Source organism: Pseudomonas sp. TAE6080, from assembly GCF_018732265.1.
Classification (GTDB): Bacteria; Pseudomonadota; Gammaproteobacteria; order Pseudomonadales; family Pseudomonadaceae; genus Aquipseudomonas; species Aquipseudomonas brenneri.
On sequence record NZ_JAHIDY010000030.1, the window covers coordinates 17,950 to 31,846 of the forward strand.

Annotated in this window: 13 protein-coding genes; 7 read left to right on the top strand and 6 right to left on the bottom strand. The window is 60.7% G+C overall.

Features of this window, described 5'->3' with window-relative positions; all coding sequences use genetic code 11:
* Positions 1 to 4: 4 nt before the first annotated feature.
* On the bottom strand, positions 5 to 1,810 hold the full coding sequence (locus tag KL786_RS20820; protein ID WP_215518841.1) for a copper resistance system multicopper oxidase: 1,806 nt from the start codon (positions 1,808 to 1,810) through the stop codon (positions 5 to 7).
* 173 nt (positions 1,811 to 1,983) lie between these two features.
* On the opposite strand from KL786_RS20820, the gene KL786_RS20825 reads away from it, so the two are divergent.
* A complete protein-coding gene (locus KL786_RS20825; RefSeq protein WP_032863471.1) occupies positions 1,984 to 2,259 on the top strand; it encodes a hypothetical protein in 276 nt (91 codons plus the stop codon).
* Positions 2,260 to 2,307: 48 nt separating this feature from the next.
* Here the strand turns inward: KL786_RS20825 and KL786_RS20830 are convergent, their stop codons facing one another.
* Complete coding sequence (locus KL786_RS20830) at positions 2,308 to 3,654, bottom strand: DEAD/DEAH box helicase (RefSeq protein WP_032863472.1); 1,347 nt, start codon at positions 3,652 to 3,654, stop codon at positions 2,308 to 2,310.
* Between the two features lie 193 nt (positions 3,655 to 3,847).
* Between KL786_RS20830 and KL786_RS20835 the strand changes: the two genes are divergently transcribed.
* Complete coding sequence (locus KL786_RS20835; protein WP_215518842.1) at positions 3,848 to 5,146, top strand: mechanosensitive ion channel family protein; 1,299 nt, start codon at positions 3,848 to 3,850, stop codon at positions 5,144 to 5,146.
* Between the two features lie 106 nt (positions 5,147 to 5,252).
* Here the strand turns inward: KL786_RS20835 and KL786_RS20840 are convergent, their stop codons facing one another.
* The 3 genes from KL786_RS20840 to KL786_RS20850 all read right to left on the bottom strand — a co-directional run bounded on the left by KL786_RS20840 (position 5,253) and on the right by KL786_RS20850 (position 7,396).
* The gene (locus KL786_RS20840; protein WP_215518843.1) at positions 5,253 to 6,125 is read right to left on the bottom strand and encodes a carboxylate/amino acid/amine transporter; all 873 of its coding nucleotides are present in this window, start codon (positions 6,123 to 6,125) and stop codon (positions 5,253 to 5,255) included.
* A 203-nt stretch (positions 6,126 to 6,328) separates the two neighbouring features.
* On the bottom strand, positions 6,329 to 6,928 hold the full coding sequence (locus KL786_RS20845) for an FMN-dependent NADH-azoreductase (RefSeq protein ID WP_215518844.1): 600 nt from the start codon (positions 6,926 to 6,928) through the stop codon (positions 6,329 to 6,331).
* A 153-nt stretch (positions 6,929 to 7,081) separates the two neighbouring features.
* Positions 7,082 to 7,396, bottom strand: a complete 315-nt coding sequence (locus KL786_RS20850; RefSeq protein ID WP_032863475.1) for a hypothetical protein — start codon at positions 7,394 to 7,396, stop codon at positions 7,082 to 7,084.
* 49 nt (positions 7,397 to 7,445) lie between these two features.
* Here KL786_RS20850 and KL786_RS20855 point away from each other — a divergent pair, with 49 nt between their 5' ends.
* The 5 genes from KL786_RS20855 to aqpZ all read left to right on the top strand — a co-directional run bounded on the left by KL786_RS20855 (position 7,446) and on the right by aqpZ (position 12,533).
* The gene (locus KL786_RS20855; RefSeq protein ID WP_029292366.1) at positions 7,446 to 8,369 is read left to right on the top strand and encodes a PA3225 family LysR-type transcriptional regulator; all 924 of its coding nucleotides are present in this window, start codon (positions 7,446 to 7,448) and stop codon (positions 8,367 to 8,369) included.
* Between the two features lie 14 nt (positions 8,370 to 8,383).
* Positions 8,384 to 9,187, top strand: a complete 804-nt coding sequence (locus tag KL786_RS20860; RefSeq protein ID WP_215518845.1) for an alpha/beta fold hydrolase — start codon at positions 8,384 to 8,386, stop codon at positions 9,185 to 9,187.
* Between the two features lie 3 nt (positions 9,188 to 9,190).
* Positions 9,191 to 9,751: a peptidylprolyl isomerase gene (locus tag KL786_RS20865; RefSeq protein ID WP_215518846.1), complete on the top strand. Its 561-nt coding sequence runs from the start codon at positions 9,191 to 9,193 to the stop codon at positions 9,749 to 9,751.
* 81 nt (positions 9,752 to 9,832) lie between these two features.
* Positions 9,833 to 11,665 carry an ABC transporter ATP-binding protein gene (locus tag KL786_RS20870; RefSeq protein ID WP_215518847.1) on the top strand — a complete coding sequence of 611 codons (1,833 nt, stop codon included), beginning with the start codon at positions 9,833 to 9,835 and terminating at the stop codon, positions 11,663 to 11,665.
* Between the two features lie 166 nt (positions 11,666 to 11,831).
* A complete protein-coding gene (gene aqpZ, locus KL786_RS20875; protein ID WP_065943470.1) occupies positions 11,832 to 12,533 on the top strand; it encodes an aquaporin Z in 702 nt (233 codons plus the stop codon).
* Between the two features lie 146 nt (positions 12,534 to 12,679).
* Here aqpZ and KL786_RS20880 read toward each other — a convergent pair whose 3' ends face one another.
* A complete protein-coding gene (locus KL786_RS20880; protein WP_215518848.1) occupies positions 12,680 to 13,804 on the bottom strand; it encodes a GNAT family N-acetyltransferase in 1,125 nt (374 codons plus the stop codon).
* Positions 13,805 to 13,897 lie beyond the last annotated feature (93 nt).

Here is a 13,897-nt window from a genome sequence, read left to right on the forward strand (position 1 = left end):
TTCCTCATTCTTGCACCCGGACTTCACGGAACATGCCCATTTCCATGTGGTACAGCAGATGGCAGTGATAGGCCCAACGCCCTAGCGCATCGGCCGTTACCCGGTAGCTGCGGCGCGATCCCGGCGGCATGTCGATCGTGTGTTTGCGCACCATGAACTGGCCGTTTTCGTCTTCCAGATCACTCCACATGCCATGCAGGTGAATCGGGTGGGTCATCATGGTGTCGTTGACCAGCACCACCCGCACCCGCTCGCCATAAGTCAGCCTCAGCGGCTCGGCATCGGAGAACTTCACCCCGTCAAAGGACCAGGCAAACTTCTCCATATGCCCCGTGAGGTGCAACTCGATGGTGCGACTGGGCTCGCGGCCGTCGGGGTCTTCAAAGGTGCTGCGCAAATCGGCATAGGCCAGGACCTTGCGCCCGTTGTTGCGCAAGCCGATGCCCGGGTCGTCGAGCTTGGGTGAGGTGCTCATCGCCTGCATGTCTACCAGCGGGTTGTTGTTTTCGCTGGCCGGATGGCTTTGCATTGGCATCGCCATCGACATCCCCGCCATGGCGCCGTGGTCCATGCCCTCCATCGCCCCGCCGGACATACCTTGCATAGACCCACCGTCCATACCGGCCATCTGACTGTGATCCATGGCCTGCATATCAGGCATGGCCCCATGATCCATGGCACCGTGGTCCATCCCGCCCATCCCCATGTCGTCCATGGTCAGCCAGGGGCGAGGGTCCAGCGCAGGGACCGGCGCCAGCAAACCCGGCTCACGGCTGAGGGTGCCGCGTGCATAGCCGGTGCGGTCCATGGATTGGGCGAACAGGGTGTAGGCGGCTTCGCTCGGCTCGACGATCACGTCGTAGGTCTCAGCCACGGCGATGCGGAACTCGTCCACGCTGACCGGTTTCACCGGCTGGCCGTCGGCCGCCACCACCGTCATCTTCAGGCCCGGAATACGCACATCGAAGTAGGTCATGGCCGAGCCGTTGATAAAGCGCAGGCGGATCTTCTCGCCGGCGCGGAACAGCCCGGTCCAGTTTTGCGCAGGCGGCTGGCCGTTCATCAAGAAGGTGTAGGTCGCGCCACTGACATCCGCCAAGTCCGTGGGATTCATCTTCATTTGCGCCCACATCAGACGGTCGGCGGCGGTGGCCGACCAGCCCTTCTCGGCCACATCCTTGATGAAGTCGCCCACGGTGGGCTTATGGAAGTTGTAGTAATCGGACTGTTTCTTCAGGGTTTTCATCAGGCTGGCGGGGTCTTCGTCGGTCCAGTCCGTCAGCATCACCACGTAGTCACGCTGGTACGTGAAAGGTTCGGGCTCCCTGGGATCGATCACCAACGGGCCGTAGACCCCTTGCTGCTCCTGGAACCCGGAGTGGCTGTGATACCAGTAGGTCCCATGCTGGTTGAGCTTGAATTGATAGACATACACCCCGCCCGGCTCGATCCCCTTGAAACTGAGGCCCGGCACACCGTCCATGTTGGCCGGCAGGATAATCCCATGCCAGTGGATCGACGTCGGCTCTGCCAGGCGATTACGCACGCGCAGGGTCACGGTATCGCCTTCACGCCAGCGCAGCAGCGGGCCCGGCAAACTGCCATTAATGGTCAGCGCGGTGCGCACGTTGCCGGTGATGTTGACCGGGGTCTGGCCGATAAACAGCTCAAACTCGTTACCTGCCAATACGCCCGGCTGGCCTGGGCTGGCCAGGGCCCACACGGGCGGGCGCCACAGCCCTGCCCCGCCCAGCAAGCCGACCGCTGCCAAGCCTTTGACGAAGGTTCGTCGAGAAGTGTTGGAGTGCATGCCGATTCCATTCCCGTCAATTGAATCACCGCAGAGTAGGGATCGGCGCCTGTCAGTTGGCTTAGCGATAGATTACAGATTTGACAGTTTCAGCCTGTTCGAGACGCGATTGGACTGAACTTTCTGCTGGCCCGCAGCCTCAACCGGTTATCACCGCCATGGAGGTCCGAACCATGAAAACCCTGATGCAACTGACTGTTGCCGCTGCCCTGTGCAGCGCCCTGCCCGCCTGGGCCTGCACCCTGGAAGAGGCCACGGCCAAACGCGAGCAACTGGCCCAGGAAGTCGCGACGCTCACCCAGCAAAACCCGACCAAGGCCAAGGAGATCAATGACGAGCTGCAAAAAATGGACCTGGACACCGAAAGTGCCAAGGTCCCCGACAAATGCCAATTGATCAACGCCCGGCTCAAGGAACTCAAGGAAGCCGCCGCCAAGGCAAAAAACTGAAGGCATAAAAAAACCGGACAATGTCCGGTTTTTTTAGTGTGCCAAGGATTACTCGGCAGCGGGGGCTTCTGGCTTGCGGCGCTTGAGCGGAGCCATGCCGTCCTTGCTGACCAACGACAGGTTGTCGGTCTTCGGCCGGTTGGCGATCTTGCGCTTGGTCGGCGACTTGGCGCCGGTTTTTTTCTTGTCGCCCTTGGCGTCGACCTTTTTCTTCTTCACGCCGACAGCCTTGCCCGACGCCTTGACCTTCTTCGGCCCGGTGTAGGTGCCTTTGACTTCCTTGATGGTGCGCCGCTCAAACGACTGCTTGAGGTAGCGCTCGATGCTCGACATCAGGTTCCAGTCGCCATGGCAGATCAGCGAGATGGCCAGGCCATCGTTGCCGGCACGCCCGGTACGGCCGATACGGTGCACGTATTCGTCGCCGCTGCGCGGCATGTCGAAGTTGATCACCAGGTCCAGGCCGTCAACGTCCAGGCCGCGTGCGGCAACATCGGTAGCGACCAGAATCTTCACGCCGCCGGCCTTGAGGCGGTCGATGGCCAGTTTGCGGTCCTTCTGGTCTTTTTCGCCGTGCAGCACGAACGCCTTGTATTCCTGTGCCACCAGGCGCCCGTAGATACGGTCGGCCGCAGCGCGGGTGTTGGTGAACACGATAGCCTTCTGATAGGTCTCGTTGGCCAACAGCCAGTTGAGGATCTGCTCTTTGTGCACGTTGTGGTCGGCGGTGACGATCTGCTGGCGCGTGGTCGCGTTCAGGTCGCTGACGTTGTTGACCTGCAAGTGCTCAGGGTTGTTCAGGACCTTGGCGACCATGTCGCGCAGGGTCGAGCCGCCAGTGGTGGCGGAGAACAGCATGGTCTGCTGGCGATTGACGCATTCGGCGACCAGGCGCTGCACGTCGTCGGCAAAGCCCATGTCGAGCATGCGGTCGGCTTCGTCCAGCACCAGCACTTCGACTTCCTTCAGGTCCAGGTTGCCGGCGTTCAGTTGTTCGATCATCCGCCCAGGCGTGCCGATCAGGATATCCGGTACCTTGCGCAGCATCGCGGCCTGGACCTTGAAGTCTTCGCCGCCGGTAATGATGCCGGACTTGATGAAGGTGAACTGCGAGAAGCGCTCCACTTCCTTCAAGGTCTGCTGGGCCAGTTCGCGGGTCGGCAGCAGGATCAGGGTCTTGATGCTGACGCGTACCTTGGCCGGGCCGATCAAGCGGTTCAGGACCGGCAGGACGAAAGCGGCGGTCTTGCCGCTGCCGGTTTGAGCCGTCACCCGCAGGTCACGCCCTTGGAGCGCGAGCGGGATGGCCGCTGCTTGCACAGGCGTAGGCTCGACAAATTTAAGCTCGGCCACGGCTTTGAGCAGGCGTTCGTGCAGGGCGAATTGGGAAAACACGGGTGCTACCTCGAAGAAATACAAAAAATCAGCTGCATAGGGTAACGGTTTCGGGCGCCCAGGCCGAGTTTCTTTACGCGAAGTGGGCCAATCAGATGGTTTTTTGTCAGGTGATTTGTCTGCCTGCACAACTTTGCAGCACTTAAATGCTCTAATCCACCCGTCATGTCTTACAGAAGAATCGCGTTAAACCATGGATATCAAACAGCTCTGGCTCAACGTCCAAGACCTCTGGGGTGCCCTGGACCAACATCCGCTGCTGCATTCAAGCATCGCCCTGCTGGTGCTGCTGGTCGTGGCCCTGATCGTCGGACGGGTGGCACGCTACCTCATCCTGCACACCGTCAAACTGCTCGGGCGCCAGCCGGCGCTGCACTGGCTCAATGACCTGCGGCACAACAAAGTCTTCCATCGCCTGGCACAGATGACGCCGTCCCTGGTGATCCAGTTCGGCCTGCACCTGGTGCCGGAACTGAGCAAAAACGCCGCGCTGTTCATCGGCAACGTGGCGCTGGCGTTCACCATCCTGTTCCAGGTCCTGGCCATGAGCGCCCTGCTCAACGCCCTGCTGGATATCTACGCCCGCACCGAACATGCCCGCACGCGCTCGATCAAGGGTTATGTGCAGTTGGCAAAGATGGTGCTGTTCGTGTTTGGCGCGATCATCATCGTCGCCACCCTGATCGACCGCTCGCCGCTGTTGCTGCTGTCAGGCCTGGGTGCGATGTCGGCGGTGATCCTGTTGGTCTACAAGGACACGCTGTTGTCGTTTGTCGCCAGCGTGCAGTTGACCAGCAACGACATGCTGCGGGTCGGCGACTGGATCGAAATGCCCCAGGTCGGCGCCGATGGCGATGTGGTGGACATCACCCTGCACACGGTCAAGGTGCAGAATTTCGACAAGACCATCGTCTCGATCCCCACCTGGCGCCTGATGTCCGAATCGTTCAAGAACTGGCGCGGCATGCAGGCTTCGGGCGGGCGGCGGATCAAGCGCAGCCTGTTTATCGACGCCGCGGGCGTGCGCTTCCTGAACGACGCTGAAGAAGTGCGGATGACCCAGGTCCACCTGCTGACCGACTACATCAGCCGCAAACAGGCAGAGCTCAAAGCCTGGAACGAAGCCCAGGGCCACAGCACACAACTGTCGGCCAACCGCCGGCGGATGACCAACCTGGGGACTTTCCGCGCCTATGCCCTGGCGTACCTCAAGAGCCATCCGGATATCCAGCCGAACATGACGTGCATGGTGCGCCAGATGCAGACCACCTCCCAGGGTGTGCCGCTGGAAATCTACTGCTTTACCCGCACCACGGCGTGGGGCGATTACGAGCGGATCCAGGGGGACATTTTTGACTACCTGCTGGCGGTATTGCCGGAGTTTGGCTTGAGCCTGTACCAGCAACCGAGTGGCAATGACCTGCGGGCCGGGGTGTTGCCGGCGGTGCTGGGCGCCAGTCATTTGCCGGTCCCGGAGAAGGCCGCGCTCTAAGCTGCACCCTTGTGGGAGCGGGCTTGCTCGCGAATGCGGCATATCAGTCAGCATATCTGGCTCTGACCCACCGCATTCGCGAGTAAGCCCGCTCCCACAACGTTCATCACCGGTTTGCAAGCCCCACAGCCGGGCGCGCACCCAACCGGCTGATCCACACCGCGGCCACAATCACCGCACCGCCCAGGAACAACCGCCCCAACGGCTCATGCTGGTTCCAGATCAGCAGGTTCAGCAGCAACCCCACCGGCACATGCAGGTTGTTCATCACCGCCAGGGTGCCGCCATTGACCATGCACGCCCCCTTGTTCCACCAGTACAGGCCCAACGCCGTACTGACCAGGCCAAGAAACAGCAATACGCCCCACTGCAACGGTGCCTCCGGCAAGAAGTTGGCCTTGGCGAACAACAGGAACGCCGGCAACACCACCGCCAATGCCCCCAGGTAGAAGTAACCAAACCGCCGATAGTGCGGCAGGTCGCTTGGATGGCGTGCCACCAGGCGCCGGTACAACACTTGCCCGGCAGCGTAGGTGAAGTTGGCCAGTTGCAACAGCAAGAAACCCATGAAGAAGTCCGGATTGATCTGGTCAAACCGGATCACCGCCGCCCCCGCCACCGCCACCAGGGCAGCCACCAATGCCCACGGGTTGAAACGCCGGTTCAGTGCGTCTTCGATCAACGTCACATGCAGCGGCGTAAGAATGGTGAACAGCAACACCTCCGGCACCGTCAACACGCGGAAGCTCAAATACAGGCACACATACGTCACGCCGAACTGCAACGCGCCGATCAGCAGCATGCCGCGCATGAACGCAGGTTCCACCGAGCGCCAACGGGTCAGCGGGATAAACACCAGCCCGGCCAGCAGCACGCGTACCAGCACGGCGAAGTAGCTGTCGACATGACCGGCCAGGTATTCGCCGATCAAGCTGAAGGAAAACGCCTGGATCAGCGTGACAATCAGTAAATAGCCCATGTTCGCCTCATCTTTGAATGGGCGCGACATTAGCGTTTTTCACGGCGAGGCGAAACTCAGGGCAAAAAAAACCCGACCTCGCTAAAGCGGCAGTCGGGCAGGAGCACTCAGGAGCAACAAGTGCAAAGGGAGGTTCGATACGCGTACTTGAAGGGTTGCGTGGGGTTATAAAAACACCCCGCGATTATCTGGCGATTAACGCCTCAGGCGACCTGAGCCAACAGCGCCTTGGCATGGTTCAAGCCCTTTTCCTGGAAGTCGCCCCCCAGGTTCACCCCTTCGGCATGAATGAAGGTGACGTCATGGATACCGACAAAACCCATGACCTGACGCAGGTAAGGTTCCTGATGATCACTGCTCGCGCCGGTATGAATACCACCGCGGGCGGTCAGTACAAAGGCGCGCTTGCCGGTCAGCAGGCCCTGGGGACCGGTGGCGGTGTATTTGAAGGTCACACCGGCACGCAGGACATGGTCGAGCCAGGCCTTGAGGGTGCTGGGGATGGCAAAGTTGTACATCGGCGCGGCCATGACCAGCACGTCGGCGGCCAGCAGCTCATCAGTCAGCTCGTTGGAGCGCGCCAATGAAGCCTGTTCGTCATGGCTGCGCTGTTCGGCCGGTTTCATCCAGCCGCCCAACAGGTTGGCGTCCAGGTGCGGTACCGGGTTGACGGCCAGGTCGCGCACAGTGATCTGATCGGCCGGGTGGGCAGCCTGCCATTGGCTGATGAACTGTTGGGTCAGTTGGCGGGAAATAGAATCCTGCTGGCGGGCGCTGCTTTCGATGATCAGAACGTTGGACATGGCTATGTAGGCTCCATCGGTAATTGCTGTAAGTCGATGAAGTGAAGGTTAAACAGAGCCAGTTCGATAAAAAAGCGTAAAAAACTGCTATAAACCATCTATAAAGTTGTTTATAACCAGAGCATCACGATAGCCGTGCCCCCCGCACCTGGCTTATTTGGGTTCGCAGGTCAGCTTGATGCGCATCTTGATAATCGCGCGGCTGAACTTGACCGTGGTGTTGGTGCTTTTGCCAGCAGGGACCGTCACCTTGCGCACACGCGCCGGCTCCGGGCCGTTGGTAAACGCTACCGTACACGCGGCGTCGTTGGTGCCGTAGTTACTTAATTCGATGGAGCTGATCTCGCTATCAACGTCGGACGCGTTGTAATCGACGCTGACCCCCTTGATCGATTTCGAGACATCGATCGGGTAGGCAAACGCGCTCAACGGCAACAGTGCCAGCACCACACAACAGAATTTTCTCATTCGGCAGTCTCCAATAAGGACCGCCAGCTTAGGACAAGAGGAGCCCATCTTGAAAGCGCCCCGCGTGACCCTTGATCAATGGCGTACGTTGCAAGCCGTGGTCGACCATGGCGGCTTCGCCCAGGCGGCCGAAGTATTGCACCGCTCGCAATCCTCGGTGAGCTACACCGTGGCCCGCATGCAAGACCAACTGGGCGTGCCCCTGCTGCGCATCGACGGACGCAAGGCGGTCCTCACCGAAGCCGGCGAAGTGCTGCTGCGCCGCTCCCGGCAACTGGTGAAGAACGCCAGCCAACTGGAAGACCTGGCCCATCATATGGAGCAAGGCTGGGAAGCCGAGGTGCGCCTGGTGGTCGATGCCGCCTACCCCAACGCCCGCCTGGTGCGCGCCCTCACCGCCTTTATGCCGCAAAGCCGTGGCTGCCGCGTGCGCCTGCGTGAAGAAGTGTTGTCCGGGGTCGAGGAACTGCTGATTGAAGGTGTGGCGGACCTGGCAATCAGCGGCTTCAGCATTCCCGGTTACCTGGGAACGGAAATGAGCGATGTCGAATTTGTCGCCGTGGCCCACCCCGAGCACCCGCTGCACCGGCTTAACCGCGAGTTGAGCTTCCAGGACCTGGAAAGCCAGATGCAAGTGGTGATCCGCGACTCCGGCCGCCAGCAACCGCGCGACGTCGGCTGGCTCGGTGCCGAACAGCGCTGGACCGTGGGCAGCCTGGCCACCGCCGCCACCTTTGTCGGCAGCGGCCTGGGGTTTGCCTGGCTGCCCCGCCACCTGATCGAGCGCGAGCTCAAGGAAGGCGTGCTCAAGCAACTGCCCCTGGAGCAAGGCGGCAGCCGGCACCCGACGTTCTATCTGTATTCGAACAAGGACAAGCCCCTGGGCCCGGCGACGCAAATTCTCGTCGAACTGCTGCGCACCTTTGATACCGCACCGCTGGACGCACCCTTTGCCGCCCCCCGGCAAGCCTGACACGGAGTTCACCCATGGCCTATTTCGAACATGAAGGTTGCACCCTGCATTACGAGGAATATGGCCACGGCGAGCCGCTGATCCTGATCCACGGCCTGGGCTCCAGTTGCCAGGATTGGGAACTGCAAGTACCGGTATTGTCCCGGCATTACCGCCTGGTTGTGCTGGATGTGCGCGGTCACGGCCGCTCCGACAAGCCCCGCGAGCGCTACAGCATCGCCGGCTTTACCGCCGACCTGGTGGCGCTGATCGAACACCTGCAACTGCCCGCCGCCCATGTAGTCGGCCTGTCGATGGGCGGGATGATTGCCTTTCAACTGGCGGTCGACCAACCCCAGATGCTCAAGAGCCTGTGCATCGTCAACAGCGCGCCCGAGGTCAAGGTGCGCAGTGCCGACGACTATTGGCAGTGGGCCAAGCGTTGGAGCCTGGCACGCCTGCTCAGTTTGAACACCATCGGCAAGGCGCTCGGCGACCGGCTGTTTCCCAAACCCGGCCAGGCCGACCTGCGGCGCAAGATGGCTGAACGCTGGGCAAAAAACGACAAACGTGCTTACCTCGAAAGCTTCGACGCGATTGTGGGCTGGGGCGTACAGGAACGACTTTCGCGAATCGCCTGTCCAACCCTGGTCATCAGCGCCGACCACGACTACACCCCAGTGGCGCAGAAAGAAATCTATGTAAAACTGCTGCCCGATGCGCGGTTGGTGGTGATCGAGGATTCGCGCCACGCCACACCGCTGGACCAGCCCGAAACGTTCAATACAACCCTGCTCGACTTTCTCAAGACCGTTCCAACCACTACTCAGGATCACTGACCCATGCTGAAAAAAATCGCCCTCTTTGCCGGTTCTGTGCTGTTTGCTGCCAACCTGATGGCGGCTGACGCCAAGGCTCCGCATGTCGTGCTGGACACCAGCTTTGGCAAAATCGAAATCGAACTGGACCCGGTCAAGGCGCCGATCTCCAGCAAGAACTTCCTGGAGTACGTGAAGAGTGGCTTCTACACCAACACCATCTTCCACCGCGTAATCCCAGGCTTCATGGTCCAGGGCGGTGGTTTCACCTCGCAAATGATCCAGAAAGACACCAAGGACCCTATCCGCAACGAAGCCAGCAACGGCTTGCATAACGTACGCGGCAGCCTGTCGATGGCCCGTACCTCCAACCCCAACTCGGCGACCAGCCAGTTCTTCATCAACGTGGCCGACAATGCCTTCCTTGACCCGGGCCGCGATGCTGGCTACGCAGTCTTCGCCAAGGTCGTCAGCGGCATGGACGTGGTAGACCAGATCGTCAACTCACAGACCACCACCAAGCAAGGCATGCAAAACGTGCCCATCGATCCTGTGCTTATCAAGTCGGCCAAAATCATCGACTGATCGACAGGGAGTCTCGCGCGCTGCCCACAAGGCCGCGCGCGTATTTAACAAGGAGAGCCCGCCCGGCGGGCGTCAGACCCAATGCTCTATCGTCGCTTTGAACAACTGATCGATATTTTCCGCGACGCTCCCAGCGCGGCCCCTCCCGATAAAGTCCTGCCCTTCTACCTCTATTACCTGCGCCAGGTGTGGCCGTGCTTCGCCGCACTGCTGGTGGTGGGCCTGATCGGCGCGCTGATCGAAGTGGCGCTGTTCAGCTACCTGAGCCGCATCATCGACCTGGCCCAGGGCACGCCGCCGGCCAATTTCTTCCAGATCCACGCCACCGAACTGATCTGGATGGCCGTGGTGGCCCTGCTGCTGCGCCCGATCTTCGGTGCCTTGCACGACCTGCTCGTCCACCAGACCATCAGCCCTGGCATGACCAGCCTGATCCGCTGGCAGAACCATAGCTATGTGCTCAAGCAGAGCCTGAACTTCTTCCAGAACGATTTTGCCGGGCGCATTGCCCAGCGCATCATGCAGACCGGCAACTCATTGCGCGACTCGGCGGTAGCCGCCGTGGATGCCATCTGGCACGTGGCAATCTACGCCATCAGCTCACTGGTGCTGTTTGCCGAGGCCGACTGGCGCCTGATGATCCCGCTGGTCACCTGGATCGTCGCCTACAGCCTGGCGTTGCGCTACTTCGTGCCACGGGTCAAGGAACGCTCGGTGATTTCCTCCGAAGCGCGCTCCAAGCTGATGGGCCGTATCGTTGATGGCTACACCAACATCACCACCTTGAAGCTGTTCGCCCACACCCAGTCCGAGCAGGAGTACGCCAAGGAAGCGATCATCGAACAAACCGAAAAAACCCAGCTGGCCAGCCGTGTGGTCACCAGCATGGACGTGGTCATCACCAGCATGAACGGCCTGCTGATCGTCACCACCACCGGCCTGGCCCTGTGGCTGTGGACCCAGTCGCTGATCTCGGTCGGCGCCATTGCCCTGGCCACTGGCCTGGTGATCCGCATCGTCAACATGTCCGGCTGGATCATGTGGGTGGTCAACGGTATTTTCGAGAATATCGGCATGGTCCAGGACGGCCTGAAAACCATCGCCCAACCGCTGGCAGTGATCGACCGCGAAAACGCCCCGCGCCTGAGCGTCCCCCACGGCGAAGTGCGCTTTGAACAGGTGGACTTCCACTACGGCAAAAGCAGCGGCATCATCGGCGGCCTGAACCTGGTGATCAAACCGGGAGAGAAAATCGGCCTGATCGGCCCGTCCGGTGCCGGTAAGTCAACCCTGGTCAACCTGCTGCTGCGCCTCTACGACCTGCAAGGCGGACGCATCCTGATCGACGGCCAGAACATCGCCGAAGTGGCCCAGGAAAGCCTGCGCGAGCGCATCGGCATGATTACCCAGGATACCTCGTTGCTGCACCGTTCGATCCGCGACAACCTGCTGTATGGCAAGCCCGATGCCACCGACCAGGAACTCTGGGATGCCATACGCAAGGCGCGCGCCGATGAATTTATCCCGCTGTTGTCAGACGCCGAGGGCCGTACCGGCCTGGATGCCCATGTCGGCGAGCGAGGGGTGAAACTCTCCGGCGGTCAGCGCCAGCGCATCGCCATCGCCCGGGTCCTGCTCAAGGACGCACCGATCCTGATCATGGATGAGGCCACCTCGGCCCTGGACTCGGAAGTGGAAGCGGCGATCCAGGAGAGCCTGGAAACCCTGATGCAAGGCAAGACGGTGATTGCCATTGCCCACCGCCTGTCCACGATTGCGCGAATGGACAGGTTGGTGGTCCTGGAAAAAGGCCAGATCGCCGAGAGTGGTAGCCATGCCCAGTTGCTGGCACACGGCGGGCTCTACTCGCGATTGTGGCAACACCAGACCGGAGGGTTCGTCGGTATCGACTGATTTGAGGCTACAGGCAACGCCACCAATTCCGAACAAATCTGACAGTTTTCTCCGTCTCACTGGTGTTACATCACAATCCTGCTGTACTGCAATCAGGGTCCAGGAGGACCCTGACATCAGACAGCAAGGAAGCATCACCGACCAGTTGATTTAGAAGGACGCATTCATGTCTCTGTTCAAACGTTCCGTTACAGAAGGGTTAGGTACGTTTTGGCTGGTGTTGGGTGGCTGCGGGAGTGCGGTTCTGGCCGCAGCGTTTCCCGATGTCGGAATCGGCCTGCTGGGTGTCTCGCTGGCATTCGGGCTTACCGTGTTGACCATGGCGTTTGCCATTGGCCATATCAGCGGTTGTCACCTCAACCCGGCAGTCACCGTGGGCCTGGTGGTCGGCGGCCGGTTTCCGGCCAAGGAGATGCCTGCGTATATCGTCTCGCAAGTGATTGGCGGCGTGGTCGCAGCGGCCCTGCTGTACTTCATTGCCAGCGGCAAACCGGGCTTTGAACTGGCGTCGGGGCTGGCGTCCAACGGCTATGGTGAACATTCGCCAGGTGGGTATTCGATGGCGGCAGGGTTTGTCACTGAACTGGTGATGACCGCGATGTTCGTGCTGATCATCCTCGGCGCCACTGACCGTCGCGCACCAGCTGGCCTGGCACCCATCGCCATTGGCCTGGGGCTGACGCTGATCCACCTGATCTCGATCCCGGTCACCAACACCTCGGTCAACCCGGCCCGCAGCACGGGGCCTGCGCTGATTGTCGGCGGTTGGGCAATCCAGCAACTGTGGCTGTTCTGGCTGGCGCCGATCCTTGGCGCAGTGATCGGTGGTATCACCTACCGTTGGTTGGGCAAGGAAGAAAACGCCTGATCCAACAGTATTGACCCCCCCTGTAGGAGCGAGCTTGCTCGCGAAGAACTCAAGTACACCGCGTTCATTCTGGATAAACGCGGCGCTCTCAGGTTCTTCGCGAGCAAGCTCGCTCCTACAGGGGAACAGGTTGAATTCCCTGAGCGTTATTCCTGCCGATACGGCAACGCCGCACGCGCCTCTTCGGCATACGCCAGAATCCCCACGCGCTCGCGCTCCAGGAAGTCTGCCACAGCGGTTTTCAAGCCCGGATGGCGCAAGTAATGCCAGGAACGGGTAATCACCGGCTCAAACCCACGAATCAACTTATGCTCGCCCTGGGCACCGGCATCGAAACGTTGCAGCCCATTGGCAATCGCGTAATCCATGCCTTGATAGAAACAGGTTTCGAAATGCAATCGGTCGAACTCGCCCAGGCAACCCCAATAGCGCCCATATAGGCTATCGCCACCGACCAGGCTGAACGCCATGGCCACCGGCCGCGTCCCTTGCTTGGCCAGCACCACCCGGATCGCCTGCGGCATGCGTTCGGCCAACAGGCTGAAAAACGCCCGGCTCAGGTACGGCGACTGCCGACGCACGGCATAGGTGTTGGCGTAACAGGCGTAGACAAAATCCCACTGAGCCTCGCTCAACTCATGGCCTTGCAGCCACTCGAACTCGATCCCCTGCCCCGCCACTTGCTCGCGTTCCTTGCGCATCTGTTTGCGCTTGCGCGAACTCAAGGCATCAAGGAAGTCCTGGAAGTCCCGATAACCCCGGTTCTGCCAATGAAACTGGCAACCCAGGCGCGCAAGCCAACCGGGTTGCTGGCCCAGCGCGGCATCGGCCATGGCATCGGTGAAGTTGATATGGGCGCTGGAAAGCCCTTCGATCTCCAGGTAACCGGGCAGGCTCTTGAGCAGCTCAAGGCCGTCCGCGCCATTGGCCACCAGCAGGCGCGGCCCGCTGACCGGGCTGAAGGGCACCGCAGTCAGCAGCTTGGGGTAATAATCGATACCGGCGCGTTCACACGCATCCGCCCAGCCATGATCGAACACGTATTCGCCATAGGAGTGCCATTTGCGGTAGCTGGGCAGCGCCGCGACCAGCCGCTCCCCCTCGTAATGCAGCAAGTGTTCCGGCTGCCAGCCAGAGTGCCGGCCAAGGCTGGCACTGTCCTCCAGCGCACTGAGGAACCCATGGCGCAGAAACGGCTGATCCTCGGGGACCAACGCGTTCCACTCATCAGGCGCTATCTCGGACAGGCTATTCAAACGTTTCAACGGCATGCCATTCCCCGACGGTAAACGCTCGCTCACGATATTCGGGCCATTCTGACAGAACCCGCTGCCTGCGCGGGGAGCAAAAAAAAACCCCGCCAA

Coding starts and splice junctions, on each gene's coding strand:
- KL786_RS20820 (WP_215518841.1), bottom strand. CDS start 1,810: ATGCACTCCAACACTTCTCGACGAACCTTCGTCAAAGGCTTGGCAGCG.
- KL786_RS20825 (WP_032863471.1), top strand. CDS start 1,984: ATGAAAACCCTGATGCAACTGACTGTTGCCGCTGCCCTGTGCAGCGCC.
- KL786_RS20835 (WP_215518842.1), top strand. CDS start 3,848: ATGGATATCAAACAGCTCTGGCTCAACGTCCAAGACCTCTGGGGTGCC.
- KL786_RS20840 (WP_215518843.1), bottom strand. CDS start 6,125: ATGGGCTATTTACTGATTGTCACGCTGATCCAGGCGTTTTCCTTCAGC.
- KL786_RS20845 (WP_215518844.1), bottom strand. CDS start 6,928: ATGTCCAACGTTCTGATCATCGAAAGCAGCGCCCGCCAGCAGGATTCT.
- KL786_RS20850 (WP_032863475.1), bottom strand. CDS start 7,396: ATGAGAAAATTCTGTTGTGTGGTGCTGGCACTGTTGCCGTTGAGCGCG.
- KL786_RS20860 (WP_215518845.1), top strand. CDS start 8,384: ATGGCCTATTTCGAACATGAAGGTTGCACCCTGCATTACGAGGAATAT.
- KL786_RS20865 (WP_215518846.1), top strand. CDS start 9,191: ATGCTGAAAAAAATCGCCCTCTTTGCCGGTTCTGTGCTGTTTGCTGCC.
- KL786_RS20870 (WP_215518847.1), top strand. CDS start 9,833: ATGCTCTATCGTCGCTTTGAACAACTGATCGATATTTTCCGCGACGCT.
- aqpZ (WP_065943470.1), top strand. CDS start 11,832: ATGTCTCTGTTCAAACGTTCCGTTACAGAAGGGTTAGGTACGTTTTGG.
- KL786_RS20880 (WP_215518848.1), bottom strand. CDS start 13,804: ATGCCGTTGAAACGTTTGAATAGCCTGTCCGAGATAGCGCCTGATGAG.